General features: G+C 68.4%; 21 protein-coding genes and 1 tRNA gene. 12 read left to right on the top strand and 10 right to left on the bottom strand.

Features of this window, described 5'->3' with window-relative positions; all coding sequences use genetic code 11:
- Positions 1–108 precede the first annotated feature (108 nt).
- The 9 genes from UQW22_RS05840 to UQW22_RS05800 form a co-directional block, all read right to left on the bottom strand.
- The gene (locus UQW22_RS05840; protein WP_407319964.1) at positions 109–426 is read right to left on the bottom strand and encodes a transposase; all 318 of its coding nucleotides are present in this window, start codon (positions 424–426) and stop codon (positions 109–111) included.
- A 544-nt stretch (positions 427–970) separates the two neighbouring features.
- Complete coding sequence (locus UQW22_RS05835) at positions 971–2,410, bottom strand: PTS ascorbate transporter subunit IIC (RefSeq protein ID WP_407319963.1); 1,440 nt, start codon at positions 2,408–2,410, stop codon at positions 971–973.
- A 154-nt stretch (positions 2,411–2,564) separates the two neighbouring features.
- The gene (locus tag UQW22_RS05830) at positions 2,565–2,846 is read right to left on the bottom strand and encodes a PTS sugar transporter subunit IIB (protein WP_407319962.1); all 282 of its coding nucleotides are present in this window, start codon (positions 2,844–2,846) and stop codon (positions 2,565–2,567) included.
- On the bottom strand, positions 2,843–3,361 hold the full coding sequence (locus UQW22_RS05825) for a PTS sugar transporter subunit IIA (protein WP_407319961.1): 519 nt from the start codon (positions 3,359–3,361) through the stop codon (positions 2,843–2,845). Before UQW22_RS05825 ends, UQW22_RS05830 begins: the two co-directional genes overlap by 4 nt.
- Complete coding sequence (locus tag UQW22_RS05820) at positions 3,358–4,803, bottom strand: hypothetical protein (RefSeq protein ID WP_407319960.1); 1,446 nt, start codon at positions 4,801–4,803, stop codon at positions 3,358–3,360. Before UQW22_RS05820 ends, UQW22_RS05825 begins: the two co-directional genes overlap by 4 nt.
- Positions 4,804–4,956: 153 nt before the next feature.
- Positions 4,957–5,832 carry a class II fructose-bisphosphate aldolase gene (locus UQW22_RS05815; RefSeq protein WP_407319959.1) on the bottom strand — a complete coding sequence of 292 codons (876 nt, stop codon included), beginning with the start codon at positions 5,830–5,832 and terminating at the stop codon, positions 4,957–4,959.
- Positions 5,833–5,836: 4 nt separating this feature from the next.
- Positions 5,837–6,766, bottom strand: a complete 930-nt coding sequence (locus tag UQW22_RS05810) for a 1-phosphofructokinase family hexose kinase (RefSeq protein ID WP_407319958.1) — start codon at positions 6,764–6,766, stop codon at positions 5,837–5,839.
- Entirely contained in the window at positions 6,763–7,977 is a 1,215-nt protein-coding gene (locus UQW22_RS05805; RefSeq protein ID WP_407319957.1) for an N-acetylglucosamine-6-phosphate deacetylase, read from the bottom strand. The genes UQW22_RS05810 and UQW22_RS05805 overlap by 4 nt, the downstream gene beginning before the upstream one ends.
- Positions 7,978–7,984: 7 nt before the next feature.
- Positions 7,985–8,893, bottom strand: coding sequence for an SIS domain-containing protein (locus tag UQW22_RS05800; RefSeq protein WP_407319956.1), 909 nt, complete (start codon positions 8,891–8,893; stop codon positions 7,985–7,987).
- Positions 8,894–9,017: 124 nt separating this feature from the next.
- Between UQW22_RS05800 and UQW22_RS05795 the strand changes: the two genes are divergently transcribed.
- The 5 genes from UQW22_RS05795 to UQW22_RS05775 all read left to right on the top strand — a co-directional run bounded on the left by UQW22_RS05795 (position 9,018) and on the right by UQW22_RS05775 (position 14,166).
- Positions 9,018–9,839: a sugar isomerase domain-containing protein gene (locus UQW22_RS05795; RefSeq protein ID WP_407319955.1), complete on the top strand. Its 822-nt coding sequence runs from the start codon at positions 9,018–9,020 to the stop codon at positions 9,837–9,839.
- Positions 9,788–11,560, top strand: a complete 1,773-nt coding sequence (gene ptsP / locus UQW22_RS05790; protein ID WP_407319954.1) for a phosphoenolpyruvate--protein phosphotransferase — start codon at positions 9,788–9,790, stop codon at positions 11,558–11,560. Before UQW22_RS05795 ends, ptsP begins: the two co-directional genes overlap by 52 nt.
- Before the next feature lie 5 nt (positions 11,561–11,565).
- Positions 11,566–11,826 carry an HPr family phosphocarrier protein gene (locus UQW22_RS05785; RefSeq protein ID WP_407319953.1) on the top strand — a complete coding sequence of 87 codons (261 nt, stop codon included), beginning with the start codon at positions 11,566–11,568 and terminating at the stop codon, positions 11,824–11,826.
- A 115-nt stretch (positions 11,827–11,941) separates the two neighbouring features.
- Positions 11,942–12,727, top strand: a complete 786-nt coding sequence (locus UQW22_RS05780; RefSeq protein ID WP_407319952.1) for a DeoR/GlpR family DNA-binding transcription regulator — start codon at positions 11,942–11,944, stop codon at positions 12,725–12,727.
- 134 nt (positions 12,728–12,861) lie between these two features.
- Complete coding sequence (locus tag UQW22_RS05775) at positions 12,862–14,166, top strand: hypothetical protein (protein ID WP_407319951.1); 1,305 nt, start codon at positions 12,862–12,864, stop codon at positions 14,164–14,166.
- A gap of 233 nt (positions 14,167–14,399) precedes the next feature.
- Here UQW22_RS05775 and UQW22_RS05770 read toward each other — a convergent pair.
- A tRNA-Leu gene (locus UQW22_RS05770) sits at positions 14,400–14,483 on the bottom strand.
- Positions 14,484–14,761: 278 nt separating this feature from the next.
- Here UQW22_RS05770 and UQW22_RS05765 point away from each other — a divergent pair.
- The 7 genes from UQW22_RS05765 to pknB are packed head-to-tail and all read left to right on the top strand — an operon-like array spanning position 14,762 to position 23,919.
- Entirely contained in the window at positions 14,762–15,481 is a 720-nt protein-coding gene (locus UQW22_RS05765; RefSeq protein ID WP_407319950.1) for an FhaA domain-containing protein, read from the top strand.
- Positions 15,482–15,491: 10 nt separating this feature from the next.
- Positions 15,492–15,980, top strand: coding sequence for an FHA domain-containing protein (locus tag UQW22_RS05760; protein ID WP_407319949.1), 489 nt, complete (start codon positions 15,492–15,494; stop codon positions 15,978–15,980).
- Positions 15,981–15,987: 7 nt separating this feature from the next.
- The gene (locus tag UQW22_RS05755) at positions 15,988–17,334 is read left to right on the top strand and encodes a Stp1/IreP family PP2C-type Ser/Thr phosphatase (protein WP_407319948.1); all 1,347 of its coding nucleotides are present in this window, start codon (positions 15,988–15,990) and stop codon (positions 17,332–17,334) included.
- Positions 17,331–18,929, top strand: coding sequence for an FtsW/RodA/SpoVE family cell cycle protein (locus UQW22_RS05750; RefSeq protein ID WP_407319947.1), 1,599 nt, complete (start codon positions 17,331–17,333; stop codon positions 18,927–18,929). The genes UQW22_RS05755 and UQW22_RS05750 overlap by 4 nt, the downstream gene beginning before the upstream one ends.
- Positions 18,926–20,383, top strand: a complete 1,458-nt coding sequence (locus UQW22_RS05745; RefSeq protein WP_407319946.1) for a peptidoglycan D,D-transpeptidase FtsI family protein — start codon at positions 18,926–18,928, stop codon at positions 20,381–20,383. The genes UQW22_RS05750 and UQW22_RS05745 overlap by 4 nt, the downstream gene beginning before the upstream one ends.
- On the top strand, positions 20,380–21,831 hold the full coding sequence (locus UQW22_RS05740; RefSeq protein ID WP_407319945.1) for a protein kinase domain-containing protein: 1,452 nt from the start codon (positions 20,380–20,382) through the stop codon (positions 21,829–21,831). The genes UQW22_RS05745 and UQW22_RS05740 overlap by 4 nt, the downstream gene beginning before the upstream one ends.
- Entirely contained in the window at positions 21,832–23,919 is a 2,088-nt protein-coding gene (gene pknB / locus UQW22_RS05735) for a Stk1 family PASTA domain-containing Ser/Thr kinase (RefSeq protein ID WP_407319944.1), read from the top strand.
- The last annotated feature ends 4 nt before the right edge of the window (positions 23,920–23,923 follow it).

The raw sequence follows: 23,923 nt of genomic DNA, 5'->3' as shown, positions 1-23,923 counted from the left end.
CACCGGCGCCCCGCCCGGGCGGACAGGACGCGACCTGGTGGTGGATCCGAGACCGGCTTCACAACGCCTACCGTCTCCTGGCCCCGCTCAACACAGAGGACGTCCTGCTCACCCGCCTCGGCCCGAGCACTGGCAGCCAACACAGCCCACCACCGTTCTCGACGACGACCAGCAGGAACCCGCACGGCGCAGTACCTCGCTCTCCAGCTCCAGCAGCCGCACACGCTTGCGCGCCTCACGAAGCTCAGCCGACTCGGACGCAGCCACGCCGAGCTTGGCGCCGTCTTCGACATCAACCTGGCGCAGCCAGTTGCGTCGGCACGACTCAGAGATCCCGAAGTCATTCGCGACCTTCTTGATCGGAGCCTCGCCGCGACGGATGATCGCCACGACGTCGTCGCGGAACTCTTTGGGGAGTCTGTGCACGCGACACGTCCTCCCAGCAGCACCCGCAGGCACCACAGGTCACGCGCGATGAGGATCGGGATCACGACCAGGGTCAGTCGCGTGCCCACGAACCCGAAGACGGCGATGACCGCGATCACCGCAAGAACCTGCAGCGGCAGCGTGCCGACACGACCCGACGCGCCGGACCACAGCCGCGACGCTCCACCTTCGACCTGCACCACATGCCCGGCGCGGGGTTCCGTCTCGTGACTCGGGCGCGATGGGCGCCGTGCACGCGGCCGAAACGACCCATTCGTCAGTCTCCTGGTATTCGTCCCGGCGATCGCCGGACGCCGCGACACAACGGCGTGGAAGAGCCGGCGCACCGACGGATCGCGCCGAGACCACAACGTCCGGCTGCGGCTGTCCCGCTTGAGGCATGCGCCGGCAAGAAGTGCGGAGGGCCTCGGCCGCCAAAGTAGTACAGCGACGGTCCGCAGCGCGGCGGGCGGACGGACTCCCTACAGGGCGTTCAGCCCGCACCGATAGCCCGATCCACCCGCCGCCGGGACCTTCAGGACCGCTATCGGGTCTGCGTCCCCTTCTCGGCCTCGTCCGGAGCATCCGTGCTGCTCACGGGCAGCTTCGGCTGCCAGGTGAAGCCCACCAAGCCCACGACGATGATGCCAACCAGCCCGACGGCCCACCACGCTCCGAGCAGAGAATCGACGGCGTGGATGATGATCGCCGGGACGATCACGTCCGGGAGAGAGAACCCGAGCCCTGTTGCCCCGAGTGCACTCAGGTCGCCGAAGACCTCGAACTTGTACGCAGCACTGATGAGAATCCAGCCGAGGAAACCCCAGAGAAAGCCCCCTGCCCAGGCCCCTCGACGCCCACCCGTGGCGTTGCCGAAGATCGCCGCCGCACCGCAGGCGAAGAACGCAACGATCATGCTGGGGATCGGGACCGGCCACCCGACGGCGGCGAGCAGAGCCATGCCGGCCACCTGACCGACGACACCCGAGATCAACCCGATGACGAGAGCGTTGGGAGCGAAGGGGAAGATCACCGGCACGTCGAGGGCCGGCTTGGCGCTGGGAATGACACGGCGCGCAATCCCCTCGAAGGCGGGAACGATCTCCGCGATCAGCATCCGCACCCCGTAGAGCATGATCAACATGCCCGCGGCGAAACCGAGCGCAGCCATCATCGTGAACACGAGCCAGTTCTGGCCGCCCGAGATATCTTCGGTAAACGTCTGCATTCCGGCCTGCGACAGTGCACCCAATGCGGCCGTGAATGCCACCACAAACATCACAATGGTGGTCGACACGGCTACATCGCGAAAGAAGTTGAGCTTGGTAGGCACCTTAATGTCTTCAGTGCTCTTGCTAGGGTCGCCGATCAATTTTCCGACGCCCGCCGCAGCCATGTTCAACAGCGTCTGCCCGTGCCCGAAAGCAACGTCGTCCCGCCCGGTGATCTTGCGCATCACCGGCTGCGCAAGTGCGGGCGCGAACGTCATGTAGGCACCGTCGACGATCGAAGCCATGACGACGGTGAGCACGTCGCCGAGCCCGAGGCTGTGGAACACAATCGCAAACCCGCCCGCATGCACCCAGATCATGTGGCCGGTCAGGTACACGTACCTGGCACTCGTCACCCTCGCGAGAAGCAGGTGAAAAGCGTAGCCGAATAGCAGCGTCAGGCCGATCAGCATTCCAATTCGCTCGACATCCACCGTCTGGACGGCGCTCACGACCGCCTCGTCGAACGTAGCGAACGTCGTGACGCGACCGGTCGGCAACGCCTGTTCGAACATGGCCTGGATCGGGTCGAGCGCGTTAATCAGGACCGTGATTCCGCCCGCGATGACGAGCAGACTGAGTGTGGTCTTAATAGTACCCGAAACCGTATCCCCCAACGATTTCCGCTGAGCCAGCAGCCCGATGAGTGCAATAAATCCAATGATGATTGCTGGCACTTGGACGAGTTCGAGCAAGAAGTTGAGGACGCCCATTTACGTTCTCCTATGCGTAATTGCATGCGAACTTTGAACGCCGCATGACGGGAACCGACCCAGCGATAGTCCGGGTCAATCCGCTTCGGGAAAGGTAGTCAGGATTCGCTCGACGAGTACGGTCGACGTCGGCGCCGGAGTGGCGGGAGATCTGTCAGCTCGAGAATGAGCGAACAGCATCGAGGACCTTCGTGTTGACCTCGTCGCGGTCGACGAGGTTGTCGATCAGGATGACATGCTGAGCCGCCCCTTCGGACACCTGGTCCGCCATGTCCCGAGGGGCGACGACGATGTCGGCATGCATCGACTTGAAGGAGGCAAGATCGACCGGGTCGACACTGGCCTGGACCCCCTCGTCCGCGACGAGCTGGCGCACCTGCATCGCCAGCATCATGCTCGTACCGAATCCCATGCCACAGACAGTTGCGATCTTCATGATGAGCTCCTCGATTGGTTGATCTGGTCGTTGGTGGCTGTCAGGCCACGACGCAGCAAGATCTCATGAGCCGCGTCGTCGCTCTGGGCTGCTCGCAGCTCGGCAAGGGTCTGGCTGTCCTGGATGACTGTGACTATCTGCTGCAACGCCTGGAGGTGCGCCTGCTTGTCGAGTGCGGCGAAGGCGATCACGACGTCGACCGGGTCGTTGGTCGTGTGACCGAACTCGACCGGCTCCGCAAGCGTGATGATGGAGACCCCCGGTTCGAGGACACCGGCTTCCGGCCGGGCATGGGGCATCGCGACACCAGGTGCAACAACGATGTACGGACCGATGTCGCGCACCGCATCCTTCATGGCGGAGACGTAGGCTTCGGTGCACTGCCCGCCGCGGATCAGTAGTTCTCCTGCGGTGTCTACCGACGCCTGCCACGTGGGAGCGTCGACCTTGGCCCGTACGCGCTCGCGGGGCGCCAACGGAATTTTCCCTGAGATTGTTTCGTTCGTGTCACTCACTGTTCGTCCTCCTCGACGGCGGCGCTCGGTACATACATACGCAGGTCGTCGATCGTTGCGGAGCCCTCGTAGTAGTTGATGTGCGGGTCACCGATGATGAAGTTGTCCGGATATGCCGACCCCTCCGGCCACTGCTCCTTGCTGTAGCTACCAAAAGGTCCTGAGAAGGTCAGCGTCGAGTTGAACGCCCCGTCGTACTCGTCCGAAGTCTGGTTGTAATGCCAGATAGGCTTGCCGTCCTGGACAAAGTTGCGGTGGTAGCGGAACTTTGTGGGACCGACCCCTGCGAAGTCGCCAGCCATCTCAACGGTGTACCCGGACGAAGTGCGCTCGATAGCAAATTCGTAGGTCGCGTCGGGCATGAGTTCTGGCTGGACCTCTGCCGCCGAAACGATAGTCGCCTCGGAGTCGGAGCCGTCCTTGACCCCACACTCGGTCGGCATGATGAATTCGTTGTAGCCCATCGTCGGGTCTCTGAATCGCGAACCGTCGAAGAAGATCGAGTTGATCCCGTTGGCGGACGTCTGGTCGTACGGGATCGTTTCGCCGCTGTCGGGGTCGCAGGCCGCGTAGGAGCTCGACCATGATCCGTTGACGCTGTAGGAGTCCATGCCCACCTTGCGGTGATTGTGGATGAAGACGTTGTTGTGCGGCGCCGGGTCGTCGTAGTCCATGATCGCCAGGAAGTAGTACCCGTTCTCGGCCCGTACGTCGCCGAAGTTGCTGTTGCACCGCGCAGCGTCGCCGGAGAAGTCACCGGATCGCATCCACGGCCAGTTGGTGTTGCAGCCCTCGGAGCTGTACCCGTTGGTCCCACCGTTGTACTCCCACGAGCCGTTGCGTTTTCCCCCGAAGTCGAGAGTCTTGAGCGTGTACTCGATGCGGTACTCCGAAGGCAGATCCTCGGTGCTACGGACGATGGCTCCGCTGCCTTGGCCAGTCTCCAGCCGTCCGGAGGGCTCTCCGGCGACGTCGACGTTGTTCAGGCTGGCGGAACCGTCAGGCGTGCCGTCCTTGTCGTAGTCGCGGGTAGCCAGCTCGGCGGTGAGCCACCCATGGTCGCCGAAGGCGACCCGCTTCCGCAGGACGTCCGCGGCGTCGAGCTGCCGTTCGAAGTCGTCGCCACCCTGGACGGCGTAGAACTCACCGTCGTCGTCAAGATGATCCACGTGCCACGGGCTTTTGTCGCCGTGCGGGTCGATGACCCAGGGCTCGTCATCGATGGGCAACGGCTCGTTGAACGACTCGGAGTACATCAACTCCCAGCCCGGCTGCCGTACCACATCGGGGTCGTTGCGCTCTTCTGAGGTCGACGCACCTTCCTGGCCGTTCGACGCCTTCGACCTGTCGTCGACGATCGCCAGAGTGGTCGCGGCTGCGCCGACGACCACCAACGACACGGCGGCAGCTCGCTTGGTCTTGCGGGAGATTGCTCGATCCATTCCAACTCCCTGCTTGCGAGTGATCAAGGTTGCATTCGATCAAACAGTAGTGATCACGTGGATGTCAATGGTTCGGATGTCACGCCTGTGATGCGGTCATGCCTCGGTGAGCGTGCTTGCGCCCTCGACCGCGGGTCCGCGGCAGCCAGTTGCCTAGGAGGCGTCGCTGCTCTGCAGCGACGCCTCGGGGGCCGTCGACGGCGCCGCGAGGAGCCTCAACAAGCGTTCGACCTCGTCCGCCACGGCGGTGCGACCAGCGCCGAGGTAACCCCGTGGGTCACCACGCCGACCCGTCGTGATGGCCTCGAGCACCGCCTGTGTCATCTGCAGGTTGAGGTGCGTAGCGATGTTGATCTTCCGCATGCCGGCGGCGACGGCCGCTTGCAAGCCGTCGTCTGGCACCCCCGAGGAACCGTGGAGTACCAGTGGTACCGGCACGTCGGCCGCGATCTCTCGGATCAACGGCTCGTCCAGCCGGGCGTCACGGGTCTCCATGGCGTGCGACGAACCGACAGCCACTGCGAGCGAGTCGACGGCAGTGGTCTCTACGAATCGAGCCGCCTCGACTGGTTTGGTCCGGACGCCGGGTGCGTGCACGCCGTCCTTGCCTCCGACCTCCCCGAGCTCAGCCTCGATCGACGCGCCACGCTCGTGGCACCAGAGCGCCATCGCCGCCGTCTCTCCGACGTTGTCGTCGTGCGGCAGGCGCGAGGCGTCGAACATGACCGATCCGATGCCGAGGTCGACGGCACGACGCACAAGACTCTGGTCCGTCGCATGATCCAGGTGGACGCTGACAGGTGCACTGGACTCTTCGGCTATGCGCAGGCAGGCGAGAGCCAGAGGGGCGATGCTGCCGTGATACTGGATGGTGTTCTCGGAAATCTGCAGCACAACCGGACGCCGAGCCGCCTCGGCGCCGGCGACGATAGCTTCCGCGTGTTCGAGCGCGATGACGTTCATCGCGCCGAGTCCGGTGCCATCGGCCTCGACGCGGGCAAGCAGTTCCTCCATGGGCACGTGGGGCATGCGGTTACCTTTCGCTGCGAATGTGGTTGATACGTTCGGCCTGCAGCTGGTGGGACAAGGACCGCCTGGTGGCCAGGTCGATCTCACCCGCCGCGGGCACGACGACGGCTGCGGCTGACGTAGCGACGGCCCTGGTGAGAATTTCGGGCCAAGCGAGCTGCTCGGTGAGAGCGGAAGCGATAGCGGCCACCGCGGCATCGCCGGCTCCGGTGGGGTTGCCCTCGAGAGCCCTCAAGGGCCTGACCCGCCACGTCGCGTCGGCGTCGCTGGCGATCATTCCCTCGGCTCCGAGCGTGACGACGACGGGGGCTCCGGTGGTCGCCGCTAGCTCGCGCGACGCTTCGACGACGCCGGCACTTTCATCGCGCGCACCGAGGAGCCGCTCTAGTTCATCTCGGTTGGGGGTGAGAATTGCTTTCGCGTTCTGAGAAGCGTGCAAGAGGGCTTCTCCGTCGAGATCGAGGATGACCGGAACCGACTCCTTGCATGCCAGGTGGGCAAGCGTCGTCGGCAGCGCAGGGTCGGTCTGCGGCGCAAGACTTCCGGAGACGACGAGGGCCGTCGCGTTGCGAAGCTGTCGTTCGACGACGCCGATCAAGTCGTTCTCGCTGTTCGGTGGGCAGGCATACCCCGGCTCCCACAGGGAGGTCACCTGGCGGTCATCGTGGACAACGAGGGTCTGGCGAGTCTGGGCTAACGACTCGACGAACTCCGCGTCGACGTCCAGTTCTTCCAGCAGGCGGTTGAAACCCGGCCCGGCGAATCCTGTGGCGAGCGTAGGGCGACGCAGCTGGTGCAGCACTCGAGAGACGTTCACGCCCTTGCCGCCCGGGTACCGGAGTACCCCGCTGACTCGGTGCACGTCTCCTGGTTCCAGGCGGGACAGTCGGTAGGTGACGTCGATCGCAGGGTTGAGCGTGACGGTGAGGATCACGAGACCCACCTGCCCCTGCGCATCACGTGACGCACGTCCAGGTCATCGTCGAGTCGCAGCAGGTCGGCTCGGGCACCCTCGACGATGCTCCCGATCGGGGGCTCGCAACCGCGCCCAGCGGGATTGATTAGTTCTGCCGGGGTCTCGGTCGCCGCCTTGACTGCCGTGGTGAGGTCGGCTCCCGCGCAACTCACCAGGCGGCGCACGGCGTCCGCGAGGTGAATCGTGCTGCCGGCGATCGATATCGACTTGCCGTCGACGACGATCTCCGCAGCTCCTTCGGTCACTCGGACGTCCTGGGGCCCGAGTCGATAGGTTCCATCAGGCATACCTGCCGCGGCCATCGCATCGCTGATGAGCACGATCTGCCCAGCCGGGAGAAGAGTGAGGACGAGCCGGGCGGTGACGTCGTCGAGATGGGTGCCGTCGACGATCAGCTCGACTCGCGCGCTACGATCGACAGCGGCCGTCAGTGCAGCCGCGACAGGGCCTGGTGCGCGGTGATGAAGTGGCGGCATGCCATTGAACAAGTGCGTCGCGAGCCCGCGAATGCCTTGTGACCTGCCTCGCCGAAGCGCGATGTCTGCCGTTGCCGCGTCGCATGAGGTGTGCCCGATGGATGCGGTGATCCGGCATTCGTGCAGAACGTCGATGACGTCCAAGGCACCCGGTAGTTCTGGTGCGAGCGTCACTGCTATGAGGTGCCCGCGTCCGGCGTCGATCATCTCTTTCGTGAACCCGACGTCGGGGGCCCGCAGGTGCACAGGATCCTGTGCTCCACATCGGCTGGTACTGAGGAAGGGGCCCTCGACGAGGACACCTGCGACCTCACCGCGGTCTGCCGCCTCGGCAGCCGTCTCGATAGCCGCCAGCATTCGGTCACTGGTGTCGGTGACCAGGCCGGCAACCACCGAGGTCGTTCCCCGCCGCAGGTGGTGGTCCGCCGCTGCGGCGGTCTCCTCTGGTACCGCACTGGTGAACGATGCGCCGCCGCCCCCATGACAGTGGAGGTCAACGTATCCCGGCACGACGACCCCTGATCGGGGAACTCCTTCGTCGCCGGGACCTGCGGGGCGCACCTCAGCGATCCGTTCTGAGACGACGGTGACTATCCCGTCGTCGATCACTCCGCGCGGTGTGACGACGCGCCCACGCACCGCCTGATCGGGCCTCGTGCCGCTGGGCGGACGAACATTCTCGCCGGTCTCCATCCCTCACTCACTCACCTGAAGCGAGGATCACCGAGCGGGACAGGTTCCGCGGCTCGTCCGGGTTGAGGTGACGTCGAAGCGCCAGCTCCAGACTGAGACGGTGGACTCTCACCAGTTCGGCCAACGGATCTTTCCCATTGTCGACGAAGTGGGCTCCAGTAGCGGCGACGTCATCAGCCAAGCCGGGCACCGGCTCCCCAAGAGCCCACACCACACGGCCCGGGGCGCTGACGCTCAAGGGGCCGTGCCGGTACTCCATCATCGGGTAGGACTCGGTCCACTGCTGGGCGGCTTCACGCAACTTCAGTGCGGCTTCGTTCGCCAGGCCGACGCTCCACCCCCGTCCGACGAAGGTGAACTGCTCGGCCTCCAGCAGCGTTTGCCAGTTGCCGGGTTCGCCCTCCAATGCTTCCTGCGCGTCAGCCGCAGCAACCTGCAGGTCCTCGCCGAGGTGCGCACGAAGCAGCGCGAGCGTGGTGGTGGCGAAACGGGTCTGCACGACCGAGGCCTCGTCGAACTTGGGCGTGAGGATCACTTCCGCCAACTCGGTGACCGGCGACCCAGCCGTCGCCGTGATGACGGTGACCGGCACGCGGTCGCGAATATCGGCAAGAAGGTCAACGATCTCCGTCGTCGTACCCGACCTCGTGATCGCCAGCACCCGGTCGTAGGGGCGGTCGAGCCGCGCTTCGGTAGGGGTCCACGCGTCGGTCAGGCCGAGCCCCGCCTCTTCGCGGAGGCAGGCGTATGCCTGCGCCATGTAGAGCGAGGTCCCGCAACCGACCACGGCCACACGCTCACCGGCCGCGGGCAGCAGCAGTTGGTGACGGTCGACCTCACTGGCTGCAGACAACCAATCGGTGGGCTGAGTGGCGATCTCAACCTCGAGGTGGGTCTTGCGCACGGGAGCGGTCATCTTTCCTCCAGTCATGGGCGGCCTGCCCGAACCTTGATCCGTTTGCTCGAACCTGCTGCAGGTCGAGCCGGAACGAGCAGGTTCACGCAGCAGTAGATGGCAGGCTAGCCCACGATGCTCATTCGTGCACATCCGCTTGACATTTCGATCACCTCTCTGCAGAGTAGCGCCACTCGTTCCGCTACCTGAGGAGAACCAGATGCCCAGCCTGGCCACCACATACTTCGATGCCGCGATCGACCTCCTGGAACGGCTTCGCGACGAAGAGGTCGACCCGATCGACGAGGTCGGTGCCATCGTCGGACGGGCACTACGTACCGGCGGGCGTCTGTTCGCCTTCGGCTGCTCGCACTCTTCGCTACCGGTGCAAGACATCGTCTACCGCGCCGGCGGTCTCATGCTCGTCAACCCCATCTACGGGCCCGGCATCGCTGCGCTGGACACCCGGCCGACGACGCTCGGCACCGACATCGAGAAGCTGCCCGGGTATGCCAAAGCCCTCCTGGACAACTCGCCGCTGCGCGAAGGCGACGTCCTGATCGTCGTGTCCGTGTCCGGGCGCAACGCGGTGCCCATCGAGATCGCCCAGCTCGCCGCGGAACGCGGTGCCACCGTGGTCGCCGTGACGTCACACGAGTACACCGACGCCGTTGAGTCGCGCCACCCGTCAGGCAAGAAGATGAAGGACTTCGCGCACCACGTGCTCGACAACAAGGTCCAGGCCGGCGACGCCGTGCTGTCCCTGCCCCAGGTTCCGCAGCGGTTCTGCGCATTGTCCGGGGTCACCAGCACCGCGCTGCTGCACGCGCTCGTTGCGGCCATCATCACGGATCTCGTCGACCACGGAGAGACGCCGCCGGTCTTCCTCGCTGCCAACGTCGACGGCGGAGCCGAATGGAACGCCGAGCACCTGGCCAAGAACGCCGACCGGATCAACTACCTGTGAACCCGGCCGCCCCCAGTCCCGAACCCACACGCGTCGTCGTCCGAGGAAGTGGCGTCAGTGCGGGCGTCGGCGTCGGGCCGGTCGTACGCATGGCCGAGCCCGTCGCCGAGCCTGCCCACGAGACTCTGCCCCCGCAAGACGTCGACGTGCAATCCGCACTGCTTCAGCTTGCCGCCGCTATCGAAGGCGTCGAGGAGGAACTGCAAGAGCGCGCACGGACCGCGAGCGGAGAAGCCCGAGACATCCTGCACGCGACCGCAGCGATGGCTCGTGACTCCACGCTGCGTCAGCGCGCGGAACAGCTGATCGAGACGGGTGCTTCGCCGCAGTCCGCCGTGTGGCGCGCTTGCGGCTGGATCACCGACGTGTTCGCTGACCTCGAGGGTGTCGTCGCGCAACGGGTGCGCGACATCCAGGACGTTCGCGACAGACTGGTCAGCGCACTCGACGGACGTCCTGCTCCGGGAGTGCCGCACCGCCGCGAGCCCTTCGTTCTTGTCGCTTACGATCTGTCCCCGGCGGACACTGCGACCTTGGCCCCGGCCCAGATCGCGGCCCTCGTGACGTCGTCGGGAGGGCCCACGAGCCACACTGCGATCTTGGCGAGGTCGCTCGGCATCCCCGCCGTCGTCGCTGCACCTGAAGTCGCCGCGCTGGCGGACGAAGCGGTCGTCCTCGTCGACGGCGATCGAGGGTCGGTCGTCGCTAACCCGGCACCCGAGGAGATTGCACGGTCCTCCGAGCGAGCGAACCTCGACGCGGTCTTCGAGGGCACCCCCGCGACGGCGGACGGCCACAGGGTCCACCTGCTCGCGAACGTCGGAGACGCCGAGGCAGCCAAGGGATTCGTGCATGGAGGGGCCGAAGGGATCGGTCTGTTCCGCACCGAAGTGTGCTTCCTCAACCGCACGTCTCGGCCGGGCGTCGCCGAACAGGTCGACCTCTACCAGTCGGTGCTGTCCACGGCCGGCACCGGGAGAGTCGTCGTACGCACACTTGACGCGGGTGCCGACAAGCCCATGGCCTTCCTGCCCCACAAAGCCGAACCGAATCCCGCCTTGGGAGTGCGGGGATACCGCATGGCCCGCGCCGTCGAAGGAGTTCTCGAAGACCAACTCGCTGCGATTGCCCAGGCGGGGCAGGGCTCTCCAGCCGACGTCTGGGTGATGGCACCTATGATCTCTACTCCCGCCGAAGCGCACGACTTCGCTACGACGGCACGGCAGCGTCCGGGCATCTCGCAGGTCGGAGTCATGATCGAGGTCCCCTCGGCGGCCCTTTGTGCCGACGAGATCCTCAACGCTTGCGACTTCGTCTCCATCGGCACCAACGACCTCGCCCAGTACACGATGGCTGCCGACCGGGAGCTCGGCGACGTCGCGGCACTCAACGACCCCTGGCAGCCCGCCGTCCTGCGCCTCGTTCAGCTCGTCGCCGACGCAGGCACCCGTGCGGCGAAGCCCGTCGGAGTATGCGGCGAGGCGGCGTCCGACCCCATACTGGCTTGCGTGCTGGTCGGCATGGGCGTGACCTCCCTGTCGATGACACCACGTGCTGTCTCCCCCGTCGCCAGGCGACTCCAGGAGGTCAGTATCGACCAGTGCCGGCAGATGGCTGCGCTGGCCCTGGCCGCCAATTCTCCTACGAACGCCCGTGACTACGCTGAGCGTGCCTTCAACGCCTACATGAACACAGAGCAAAAGACCGAGAGCGAGGACTGATAGTCATGGTGGAGAAGCGCGTGATCGTAACAAACACCGAGGGTTTGCATGCCCGCCCGGCGACTGATTTTGCCGATTTAGCGGGCCGTCAGCCCGTCGTCGTCACCATTCGCAAGGACGGATCAGCCTCTCAGCAGGCCGACAGCGTTCTGGGACTGATGATGCTGGGAGTGGCCTGCGGCGACGCGGTCACCCTGAGCGCAGAGGGCGAGGGGGCCGAGCAAGCGATCACCCAGCTCGCTTCACTCCTCGACGGCGCGCACTAGTGCGAATCGGCCAACCGCAGGCGCGCAGCAGCTCAGTCACACGGCGTTTGGTATCTTCGACTCGGTTTCGCGGGGCGCACGGAACCGTGTCCGAGTGGGTTGACGAGCAGGAGCGATGATGCGATACGAGCGACTCAATGCCTTGCTCGAGTTGCTGGCCGACCGCGGTCACATGAGCGTCGAGCAACTTGCCAAGGACCTCGACGTGTCCACGGCAACTATTCGGCGCGACCTCGACCATCTGTCCGGTCAGCAGTTACTGATTCGGACGCGAGGCGGAGCGGTCGCTTCGAACGTCGCCGATCTCCCAATTCGATACAAGTCAGCCCGGCACGCGACCGAGAAGGAGCGAATTGGAGTACTCGCCGCCAGCGAACTCGTCGAGCCCGGGATGGTGGTCGGCATCAACGGCGGAACCACGACCAGCGAGGTAGCTCGAGCAATCGCGCGACGCAGCGACCTCGCTGACAGACAGGACGGCGAACGAGTCACCGTGGTGACCAACGCGGTGAACATCGCCAACGAGCTCACAGTGCGCCAGCACATCAAACTGGTCGTGGTCGGCGGTGTGGCAAGGCCGCAGTCCTACGAGCTCGTGGGGCCTCTGGCACATGCGACCATCGCACAGCTCAACCTCGACCTCGCCATCCTCGGAGTCGACGGGATCGCACCCCGGCCCGGTGCGACGACACACGACGAAGACGAAGCGAGCATCAACGCCGCCCTCGCGTCACGAGCGCCCCGCGTAGCAGTGGTCGCAGACGGCTCCAAAGTCGGCAGGGCAGCATTCGCCAGCATCTGCCCCCTCAACGCAATCGACGTCTTGATCACGGACACTTCCGCGAGCACCCAAGCGATCGCGCAGATCAACGACAACGGTGTCCGAGTTCTGACCGCGTGACTGCTGCGCCCCGGGTTCGGTGGAGGCTCTGGTGTGCCTCCAACAGACCCCGGACGATTCACTGGCTGGCAACAGATGACGCTCGCAGACGGCTCGACAAGCGCATCCTGGACCGCCTCCACGCCCTGAGTGCCATGACCGCTCAGGGCGTGGTGATCGATCATGACCACACACTGTGGGTCGACGCCGGCACCGGCGAGATCGCCCCGTGCACGTCCACTTGCCCCGCGGTGACGTTGACGCCCGAAGACGTCCACACCGCGATCGTCCAGGCGGGCCTACCCAAGACCTTCTTCAGAACGCCCTCGGTCGCCATCGATGGCACCGACGTGGAGTCCTACCATCCCGCGTTCCAACACGACGCACTCCCCGCCGACGGGAGTATCTGCGCAGACCCGGACGCGGGCTGGGTCAAGCGGAGGGCCACCCATCGCAGGCCCACCGAGTTCTGCGCCGGCTACGAGCTTCACCTGGCCACCTACGTCCCCCAGATCGACGGCGAGCAGCTGCCCGTGCTGTGTGCCGGCATGGCGCTGCGCCCCGGCGTCACCGACCGCAACGGAGCAGCCCTCGCCCTCGTCCACGCCGTCATGAACCACGGCCCGGTCCGCGAAGCGCTCTTCGACCGGGGCTTCACGATGGCCAAGGGTGAGAATTTTGCCCGGCCCCTACGCATCCTCGGCATCGACGTCGTCCTCGACCTGCACACGACCCAGCGTGGATGCCGTCCCGGCCCCGTCCCTGGCACCTTGTGGATCGGCGGCAGCCTCTACTCCGACGCGATCCCGGAGAACCTGCGACGCATCGACCCGCCCCGCATCGGTCAGACCGCCGCTGAGAGGGCCCGGATCCGCGAGCTGTTCGACGCCCGCGAGGCCTACCGTTTCACCCCGCACAGCCGGCACAACGAGACGCTGGGCACCCAGCGGTACAAGGGCCCCGCCCTGGCGGGCCACGTGCGCTGCCCCAACACGCCAGCATCCATGCGTCGCAGCCACGCCTTGCCGACCACGACGTGCGCACCCGGCTCCGAGTGCGGCTGCGGCATCACCCCGACGGTGCCCGACACCCTGCACCAGAAGGACCGGCAACGCCTGCCCTGGCAGTCGACCGCCTGGTCCCGCTCGTACCACCGCCGCAACCGCGTCGAGAACCTCAACTCCCGCATCCGCGTCCACGACGCAGACGTCAACCACGGCTTCATCCAGGTCCGCGGACTGAACCCCACCGCCCTGCTGCTCGCCTTCGCCCTGACGGCCTACAACACTCGCGAGCTGCACCGCTGGTACGTCGCTGCAGGCCTCGCTGAGCCGTGGCAAGTCGAGCTCGGCGAACCACCCGACGAGCGCCCCGTCGGCTACACCACCCGCTCACGCAGCGTCCGCCGACGAGGACCACCCGGCCAGGCCGGCACCACCAGCCACAACCAGACCACCTGACCCACCGGCACCCGCCGTCCGGACCAGCACGCCCTGAACCCGGCCCCGAGCCACCGCAAGACCCCATCCGACGCCTCCAACGCCGTCGGACCGTCCTCCGAGCCTGCATCGGCCCCACGCCCGCCGGCCAGCCGGCCGCACGAACCGCCCAGAAACGACAAAAGTCCCGGCCGGTGAACCCGGCCGGGACTTTTCGAAACTGCACCGCTCTCGAAACCGAGAACGGCCACAAGTGCGCGAGGGGGGAGTTGAACCCCCACGCCCTCTCGGGCACACGGACCTGAACCGTGCGCGTCTGCCTATTCCGCCACTCGCGCTTGCCGTAGGAGATTAGCACGCACCATCGCCCGGATCCCAACCCGATCGACCATCGGCCGCAGGGACCTGCGTCACAGTCCCGGACCCCGCACGCTCGCCAGGAGCTCGTCGTGAACCGCACCAGGACGTCGGGCGTGACCGGGCTGTGACCGGGCGTGCCACCTCTACCCGAGGGATTCGCACGAAATCCACAGGTTTCCGGGCGCGGGTGGTGCGCCCCTGCCTACGATCTGGATAGTCTGCCCGCGACAGGCACGGGTGGACGAGAGGAGGTGGCATGGGAGCGCTGGACCGCTTCGAGAAGAGCGTGGAACGACTGATGAACAACGCGTTCGCCAAGGTCGGGCGCGGCGGCGAGGTCAAGGCGGTGGAGCTGGCGAGCCGGCTGCGCCGCGAGATCGACGACCGTGCCGCCGTCGTCGGCCACGACCGGACGGTCGCGCCGAACGAGTTCACCATCGAGCTGAGCCCGAACGACTTCGGGCAGGTGCAGTCGTGGGGTGCGGAGACGCTCGCGGACGAGCTCGCGACGAACCTCACCGAGTACGCCGCGTCGCAGCACTACGCCTTCGTGGGACCGGTGAGCGTGTCGTTCGAGAACCACGAGGAGCTGTCGGGCGGCCGTTTCCAGCTGCGTTCGGCCACGGTCCGCGGCAACGTCGCTCCGGCGACGAACCCGGCGCCGAGCACCCGCCACCCCCTCATCGACATCGACGGGCAGCGCTACCTGCTGACCGGCCCCGTGACGGTCATCGGCCGTGACGCGGAGGCCGACATCGTCGTCGACGACCCCGGCGTCTCGCGCCGCCACCTCGAGATCCGGGTCGCGCCCGAGGGTGTGGTCGCGACGGACCTCGGGTCCACCAACGGCCTGTTCGTCGAGGGGCACCAGGTGCCCGCGGCGACGCTCCTGGACGGCAACACCATGACCATCGGCCGGACCCGGATCATGTTCTGGACCGGCACGTCGGCCGGCCGCCCCAACGAGGACTGGTGATCGACCGAGGATGAGCGAGCTGACGTTCACCCTGCTGCGGCTGGGATACCTGGTGCTGCTCTGGGTGTTCGTGCTCTCAGCCGTCGCGGTCCTGCGCCGCGACCTCGCCCTGCGCTCCCCCCGCTCGCGCAAGCGCCCCGACGACGGCGGCACACCCTCGGCAGCACCCGCGGCGGCGGGCAGCGGCTCGCCCCCGCCGCGCAGCTCCGGCCCCTCGCGACTGGTCGTCACGGCCGGCCCGCTGAGCGGGACGACGCTGCCGCTGTCGACGTCGTCGATCCTCATCGGCCGGGCACCGAGCTGCACCCTGGTCCTGGACGACGACTACTCTTCGTCGCGACACGCCCGCATCTTCCCGCAGGGGGACCAGTGGTACGTCGAGGACCTCGGCTCGACGAACGGCACCTTCATCGGCGACCAGCAGGTGACCTCCCCGATCCACCTCGCCCCGGGGGTCGGCGTGCAGATCGGCCGCTCCGTCGTCGAGCTGCAGGGGTGACGCCCTCGTGACCCTCGCCCTGAGGTACGCCGCGCGCTCCGACATCGGGCTGGTGCGGCAGAACAACCAGGACTCGGCCTACGCGGGCCCCAACCTCCTGGTCGTGGCCGACGGCATGGGCGGACATGCGGGGGGCGACGTGGCCTCCAGCCTCGCGATCGCCGCCCTCGCACCTCTCGACCGTTCGGAGCACGGCCCGCAGGAGGCCCTGGCCGACCTGGAGCGGACCGTCGAGCAGGCCCGTCAGGACCTGGTGCACGCCTCGGAGGTGGATCCAGATCTCGCGGGGATGGGCACCACGGTGACCGCCTTGCTGCGCTCCGGCAACACCCTGGCGATGGCGCACCTGGGCGACTCGCGCGCCTACCTGCTGCGCGACGGCTCCCTCAACCAGGTGACGGTGGACCACACGTTCGTCCAGCACCTGGTCGACACGGGCCGCATCTCGCCGGACGAGGCGGAGACGCACCCGCAGCGCAACGTCGTCATGCGGGTCCTCGGCGACTTCGACGTCGACCTCACGCCCGACATGTCGGTGCGGGAGGCCCGCCCCGGCGACCGTTGGCTGCTCTGCTCGGACGGGCTGTCGGGCTTCGTGCCGATCGAGCAGATCACCGAGGTGCTCGCCGAGTGCGAGTCGCCCGAGGAGGCTGCGGACCTGCTGGTCACCCTCGCGATGACCGCCGGCAGCACGGACAACATCACCGTCGTCGTCGCCGACGTCGTGGACCCCGACGAGGACGACGCCGATCCCCCGACGACGTCGACGCAGGTGGTCGGTGCGGCCGCCGCCGAGATGGCGCCCGAGCTGGCGCGGCCCGCGCCGGAGACCCCTGCCGACGGCCCCCGCGACGACGACGAGGAGGACGACGAAGACGAGGACGACGGCGATGCCCGTCCCCGCCGCCGGCGCCCCTGGATCGGCGTGCTCGTCACCCTCCTCGTGCTCGGTGGTCTCGGCTACGGCGCCTGGTGGGCGTACGGCTGGACGCAGGAGCAGTTCTACGTCGGCGTCGCGGACGGCCAGGTCGCCGTCTACCAGGGCATCCCGCAGAGCGCGGGACCTCTTGAGCTCTCCGAGCCGGTCGAGCTGACGGGCACTCCCGTCGACGAGCTCCCGGCGTACTGGAGCGAGCGCCTCGACGGCACGATCCGCGCGTCCTCGCAGGCCGAGGCCCGCGAGCGTGCCGACAGCCTGATCGACCAGGCGCTCCCCACCCCCACCCCTTCTCCCACACCGGAGCCGAGCGGCACCCCGTCGCCGTCGGCCACCCCCTCCGCCACCCCGTCGTCGAGCCCGGCCGCGGGTTCCGGCGCCAGCCCCGAGCCCACCGACGAGGAGGCCGAGGCGTGACGTCCCAGACCTCCGCGGTCGAGCCTCGGCAGCGCCGTCCGCTGCGGCTCGCCGAGGTGTTCCTGCTGATCCTGGCGCTGGCCGGGGGCGTCGGCGGCTTCGCGATGGTCGGCCTGTCGATCCGCGGCGAGCTGCCGGACCAGTTCTGGTTCCGCAGCATGCTGCTCGCCGCGACGGCGCTGGTGGCCCACATCGTGCTGCGGCTTCGCGCGCCCTGGGCCGACCAGGTGATCCTGCCGGCGGTCGTGCTCCTCAACGGTATCGGCCTGTCGATGATCTGGCGTCTCGAGATCTCCGACGCCGCCGGGATGGCTCCGGCGGACGCCGCCGGCAACATGCAGGCGACGCTGCTCGGCGCCATCATCGCCTTCGCGCTGCTGTGGGTCCTCAAGGACCACCGCTGGCTGCGCCGCTACACGTACACCGCCATGGTGGTCGGCCTGCTGCTCATCGCGCTGCCGCTGATCCCCGGGCTCGGCACGGAGATCAACGGCGCGCGGATCTGGATCAACGTCGGCAGCTTCTCCCTGCAGCCCGCCGAGTTCGCCAAGATCGCGTTCGCCGTCTTCTTCGCCGGCTACCTGGTCACGAACCGGGACACGCTCGCGCTCGCCGGCCCCAAGGTCTTCGGTCTGCAGCTCCCGCGCTTGCGCGACCTCGGCCCGATCCTGCTCATCTGGGCCGCGTCGCTCGCCGTCCTCGTCCTGCAGCGCGACCTCGGGACCTCGCTGCTGTTCTTCGGCCTGTTCGTCGCCATGCTGTACCAGGCGACGGCCCGCTCGAGCTGGATCGTGCTCGGCCTCACCCTGTTCGCCGCGGGCGCCGTCGCCGCGGCGCAGCTGTTCCCGCACGTCGGGGCGCGCATCGACGTGTGGCTGCACCCGTTCGACGCGTCGCAGTACGACAGGGACCCTGGCGGGTCCTACCAGCTCGTCCAGGGGCAGTTCTCGATGGCGAACGGCGGGCTGTTCGGCACCGGGTGGGGCGAGGGGCGCCCGTTCCAGATCCCGTACGCCTTCTCGGACTTCATCTACGCGGCCCTCGGCGAGGAGCTCGGCCTGACCGGTCTCACGGCGGTCATCCTGTGCTACCTGCTCATCGTGCAGCGCGGCCTGAAGTCGGCGCTGAGCGTGCGCGACGGCTTCGGCAAGCTGCTCGCCGGTGGTCTCGCGTTCGCGATGGCCCTCCAGGTGTTCGTGGTGGTCGGGGGGATCACCCGGATCATCCCGCTGACAGGCCTGACCTTGCCGTTCATGGCGCAGGGCGGCTCCTCGCTGCTCGCCAACTGGATCGTCATCGCGCTGCTGCTGCGGATCTCCGACAGCGCCCGGCGGCCGTCCGACCTCCCCGTGCGCGGCCAGGTGTCGGTGGGGCCGCCGGCACCGGAGCCGGAACCGATCCTCGTCGGTTCCGGGTCCGACGGCGGCACCCCGGCCGACGGGACGCCCGCGGCCGGCACGGCGGCGGCGGGCAACCTGCCGCGACGGCGGGTCGCGGACCGCGCACCCGGCGAGGACACCAGCACCGCCGGCTCGGCACCCACCGAGCACATCAGCACCGAGGATCCACAGCACCGAGGAGGTGAGCGCTCATGAACACGACCACCCGTCGCCTGGCCGGGATCGTCATGGTCATGTTCCTCGCCCTCCTCGTCTCCACGACGTGGATCCAGTTCTTCGCGGCGGACCGGCTCAACAGCGACCCCCGCAACGCCCGCGCGCTGTACGCGCAGTTCGGCACCGACCGCGGCCCGATCGTCGTCGACGGCGACGCCGTGGCCAGCTCCGTGCCGGTCGACGACGAGTGGAACTACCAGCGCGAGTACGCCCGGGGGCGGCTCTACGCCCCCCTGACCGGCTACTACTCCCTGGTGAGCGGCACGTCCGGCATCGAGCGCGCGGAGAACGACTTCCTCGCCGGCTCGGCCGACGCCCTGTGGGTGGAGCGCGTCCAGAACCTGCTGACCGGCTCCGACCCGCAGGGATCGTCCGTCGAGCTGACCATCGACGCGGCCGCCCAGCAGGCCGCCTGGGACGCGCTCGGCGACCAGCGGGGCGCCGTCGTCGCGCTGGAGCCGTCCACCGGCAAGATCCTCGCGATGGTCTCGAAGCCGACGTTCGACCCGAACGACCTGGCGGTCCACGACACGGGCGCCGCCAACCAGGCGTACCTCGATCTGCTGAACGACGAGGACAAGCCCCTGACCAGCCGTGCCACCGCCACCCACTACCCGCCCGGGTCCACGTTCAAGCTGGTCACCGCAGCCGCAGCGCTGGAGAGCGGCGACTACGACGAGACCACGGTGATCGACGCGCCGGTGACGTACACGTTGCCGGGAACCCGCACGGACCTGCCCAACTACGGCGGAGAGGCCTGCGCGCCCAGCGGCGAGCAGTCCCTCGCCGACGCCCTGCGCATCTCCTGCAACACGGCGTTCGCGAAGCTCGGCGTCGACCTGGGGGCGGACGCGCTGGCCGAGCAGTCCGCCGACTTCGGGTTCGGCGAGGCGCTGGACGTGCCGTTCACGGCGGTCGCGAGCTCCTACCCCGACCCGGACGAGCTCACCCCGGACCGGGTGGCGCTGTCGGCGATCGGCCAGGGCGACGACAAGGTCACGCCCCTGCAGGTCGCGATGATCTCGGCGGCGATCGCGAACGGCGGCGAGGTCATGGCGCCGTACTCGGTCGACACGATCCGGGACGCGGAGCTCGAGGTCGTCTCCGAGACCCGCGAGTCGAGCCTCGGTGACGCGGTCTCGGAGGACACCGCCTCGCAGCTCACGGACATGATGGTGTCCGTGGTCGAGAACGGTTCCGGTACCGCGGCCCAGATCCCCGGTCTCACCGTGGCCGGCAAGACGGGGACCGCCCAGACCACCTCCGAGGTCCCGCCGCACGCCTGGTTCACCGGGTTCGCGCCGGCCGACGACCCGCAGGTGGCGGTCGCCGTCGTCGTCGAGCAGGGCGGTTCCATGGGCTCCGAGGCGACGGGCGGACGGGTCGCGGCGCCCATCGCGAAGGCCGTCATCGAGGCGGTGCTCAACGGATGAGACCCTCGATCGGGCTCGCCCTGGGGGAGCGCTACCGCCTCACCCGCCAGATCGCCGTCGGCGGCATGGGCGAGGTCTGGGTGGCCGACGACGGCTACCTGGGCCGCGACGTCGCCGTGAAGGTGCTGCGCGAGGAGTTCACGGGCAACGAGGACTTCCTCAAGCGGCTGCGCACCGAGGCGCGCAACAGCGCCGCGCTGTCGCACCCCAACATCGCGCAGATGTACGACTACGGCGAGCAGGACGGTGCCGGGTTCCTCGTCATGGAGCTGGTGCTCGGCGAGCCGCTCGCGGACCTCCTCGAGCGTGAACCTGTCGTCGCGCCGCGCAAGCTGCTCCCGATCCTGTCGGCGACCGCGCGCGGCCTGCACCACGCCCACCGCACGAAGGTGGTCCACCGGGACGTCAAGCCGGGCAACATCCTGCTGGAGCACGACGGCCGCGGGGTGAAGATCACCGACTTCGGCGTCTCGCTGGCCGCCAACCAGGCGACGATGACGGCGACGGGCATGGTCATGGGCACGGCCCAGTACCTCTCGCCGGAGCAGGCCGTCGGTCAGCCCGCGACGGCAGCCTCGGACCTGTACGCGCTCGGGATCGTCGCCTACGAGGCGACGGCGGGCAAGCGCCCGTTCACGGGGTCGACGCCGGTGGACATCGCCGTCGCGCACGTGAACAACGCGGTGCCGCCGCTGCCGTCCACCGTCCACCCCGGGCTCAACGACGTCATCATGCGGATGCTGGCGAAGGACCCCAACAAGCGGCCGACGTCCGGCGCCGCACTGGCCGACGAGCTCGACGCGCTGGCCCGGGAGATCGCCGAGGACCCGCTCGGCGCCCGCTCCCGCGCCGCTCGCCGGGCTGCCCGTGGCGGCCGCCCCGCACCCGTCCGTCACGCCCGGCCCGACGACGTGCCCCCGGCCCGGTCGCCCGACCCGGTGCCGCCGTCCGGGCAGCCTGGCTCCGCGCCGTCGTCGTCCACGCCGGACCTGCCCGACCCGGTGGCGCCCCGCACCTACCCGGCTCGCCGCGACCTACGGTCGGGCGGGACCTCGCGGCCGACCCCTCCGCAGGGAGGGACGCGGGCCGCGGCACGCGACGGCACCGCCCGCAGCGACGCCACCCGGACGACGGCCTCCCACCCGTCGCGCGCGTCCTCCAAGCCCGTGCGCAGCTCCACGACGACGGGACAACGCCTCGGCCCGCTCGGTCGCCTCTCCTGGCCGCTGCTGGCCCTGCTGGGGCTGCTCGGCGTGCTGCTCGTCGCGACGCTCCTGAGCGGGGAGCGCGGCGGCGACGGCGACGACGCCGCGCTCCCCGCCCTCGCCGCCGCCGTGCTCGTGACACGACCCACGCGCCTGCGGGCGATGACCGAACCCGATTCTGGGATGATGCTCCCGGACCCGTCGCGCCCCGTCGGTGCGACAACGACCCAGAAGGACGTCTGAGTGGTGGACAACACGCCCCGAGTACTCGCGGGCCGGTACGAGGTCGGTGAGCTCATCGGCCGCGGTGGCATGGCTGAGGTGCACATCGGTCACGACACGCGCCTCGGCCGCACCGTCGCGATCAAGGTGCTGCGCTCCGACCTCGCGCGCGACCCGTCGTTCCTCGCCCGGTTCCGGCGCGAGGCGCAGTCGGCCGCCGCGCTCAACCACCCGGCGATCGTCGCCGTCTACGACACGGGGGAGGACACCTCCACCGACGCAACGGGACAGTCTGTCCACATCCCGTTCATCGTCATGGAGTACGTCGAGGGGCACACGGTCCGCGACATCCTCGCCGACGGCGCCGCGGTGCCGATCGAGGAGGCCGTGGAGATCACGGTCGGCATCCTCAGCGCGCTCGAGTACTCCCACCACGCCGGGATCGTGCACCGCGACATCAAGCCCGCCAACGTCATGATCACGCCCACGGGCGCGGTCAAGGTGATGGACTTCGGCATCGCGCGCGCGATGGCGGACTCCGCGGCGACGATGACGCAGGGCCAGGCCGTCATCGGCACCGCGCAGTACCTGTCGCCCGAGCAGGCCCGCGGCGAGCAGGTCGACGCCCGCAGCGACCTGTACTCCACGGGCTGCGTCCTCTTCGAGCTGCTCACCGGCCGGCCGCCGTTCGTCGGCGACTCCGCCGTGGCCCTCGCCTACCAGCACGTGGGCCAGGAGCCGCAGCGTCCCAGCGAGATCGCCAACGACGTCCCCGAGGTGCTCGACCGGATCACCCTGCGCTCGCTCACGAAGGACCGCGACCACCGCTACTCGTCGGCCGGCGAGTTCCGCTCCGACCTCGAGGCCGCCATGCGCGGCGGCAACGTCATGGCCCCCGCGCTCGGTGCGGCCGGTGCCGGCGCGGCCGCCGGGTACGCCGCGACCCAGGTCCTGGGCGACCCGCAGGGCACCCAGGTCATGTCCCCGGCCGGGGAGCCGTCCCCCTGGGGTCAGACCGGCCTGCCGGCGGACCAGACGGCGGTCGGCACGGCCACCGAGCCCGACGACGAGGGCAAGGGCAGCCGCAGGTGGCTCCTGTGGACGCTGATCGGCGTCGGCGTGCTGGCCCTCGCGGCGATCCTGTTCTTCTGGCTCAGCAGCGGTGAGGAGGAACCCACCCTCGTCGCCGTGCCGGAGCTGTCCGCGAACATGAGCCCGACGGAGGCAAAACGCCTCGTCGAGGGCGCGGGCCTCGTGTACTCCGAGCGCGTCGACGACGAGTCCGACGAGCCGGAGAACACTCTCACCCGGTCCGACCCCGCCAGCGGCGAGCAGGTGGAGGAGGGCACCCAGGTGCTCGTCTTCTTCTCCGGCGGCCCAGACACCTTCGGCATGCCCGACCTCACCGGGATGAGTCAGGAACAGGCCGAGAGCGAGCTGGCAGACGCCGAACTGGAGCTGGGAGGCGTCGAGGAGCAGGCCAGCTCGAGCGTCGACGGGGGCGACGTCATCTCGTCCGACCCCGGTCCCAACGAGGCCGTCACCCCGGGTGACTCGGTCACCCTCGTCGTCTCCAACGGCCAGGTCGAGCTGCCGGACCTCCTCGGGATGTCGGAGGAGGACGCCAAGGCCACGCTCGAAGAGCTCGGGCTCAGCCATGGCACCAGCAGCGAGCCGGTCCAGGACCCGAACGACGTCGGCCGCGTGGTGGACCAGTCGCCGCAGCCGGGCACGATCGACAGCGGCAGCACGGTGGAGCTCACCATCGGCGAGGAGCCCGAGGCCGAGACCGTCAGCGTCCCGGAGGTCAGGGGCATGACCGCGGACGAGGCCGAGAACGCGCTGGGCGGCCAGTCCAACCTCAACCCGATCCAGCGCACCGAGTCGTCGGCCGACTACTGCCCAGGCTTCGTGAGCAACCAGGACCCGCCGGCCGGCACCGAGCTGGAGGTGGGGTCGGACGTCACGATCACGATCTCCACGGGCGCCGAGGGCCAGGACTGCAGCGCCGGCGAGGCCACGCCGGCCCCGCCGCAGGACGACGAGGAGCCGGGGCTCGGCCTCGGTGGCGGCGACGACGAGGGCGAGAACCCCGGCGACGAGGGCTGAGGAA

The organism is Isoptericola halotolerans (assembly GCF_045689585.1).
Lineage (GTDB): Bacteria > Actinomycetota > Actinomycetes > Actinomycetales > Cellulomonadaceae > Isoptericola > Isoptericola halotolerans_B.
This window is presented reverse-complemented; position numbering and strand designations above follow the sequence as displayed.